The sequence below is a fragment of the Psychrobacter sp. 1U2 genome (genome assembly GCF_051847575.1).
In genome coordinates, this window is sequence record NZ_JBPYDC010000856.1 from 1 (window position 1) to 802 (window position 802).

Here is an 802-nt window from a genome sequence, read left to right on the forward strand (position 1 = left end):
ACCGCGCGCGACTGTACCGTTGACATGCCAATCTCATCTTTTGAGATCAGACGAAACATCTCACCAAAGCCGTCGATAGATTTATCAAACAATACATTTACTGCCTCTGGCATACTGTCTCTAATAAAAAACCCTGTACCGCCCGTGGTAATGACCGCGTGCACATTTGGATCAGCAATCCAGCCACTAATCACCGCTCGTATCTGATAAATGTCGTCGGTAATCAGCTTGCGATCTGCCAAATGATGACCTGCGTCGGTTAAGCTATCTGCTAAATACTGGCCTGACGTATCTTCTGCCAGCGTCCGACTATCAGAAACGGTCAATACGGCAATATTAAGTGGGGTAAACTTGGTAGCAGGTTTGCTCATAGGGATTCCTCAAAAATACAGTTTTTATAATTTAAATATAGTTTTTATGATTAGAGTACAGTCATGCTAACCACCAATAATCGATAAGTTGTGCATAATGCCGCTATTAGACTCATGCAAATGATGGTGTTCAGGTTTGATCGGCATAAAGCTGTGCAAAGTCTCAACCAAACCTTGTATATCCCCTGTTTGCAGATGCTGACGAATATCGTAGTTGCCTTGATCAAACAAGCACAGATGCACCTTGCCTTGGCTACTGACTCTCAGGCGGTTGCAGGTATCACAAAAATGCGCAGCATAAGGCGCAATCATACCGATGCGACCCACATAGTCTGGATGACTATACTCTACTGCTGGGCCATCGCTACTACCTCTTACGTGTGGCTGCCAGCCATGCTCAGTCAGATAATCGATGATGGTATCGGAATGGG

1 protein-coding gene and 1 pseudogene are annotated in these 802 nt (G+C 45.0%); both read right to left on the reverse strand.

The genetic code is table 11. The features are described 5' to 3' along the window. The coding region (locus ACS8FD_RS19145) for a molybdopterin-binding protein (protein WP_439277026.1) at nt 1-371 on the reverse strand (371 nt) is incomplete at its 3' end. 66 nt (nt 372-437) lie between these two features. Beyond that, nucleotides 438-802, reverse strand: a pseudogene (locus tag ACS8FD_RS19150) (GTP 3',8-cyclase MoaA); the annotation flags it as partial.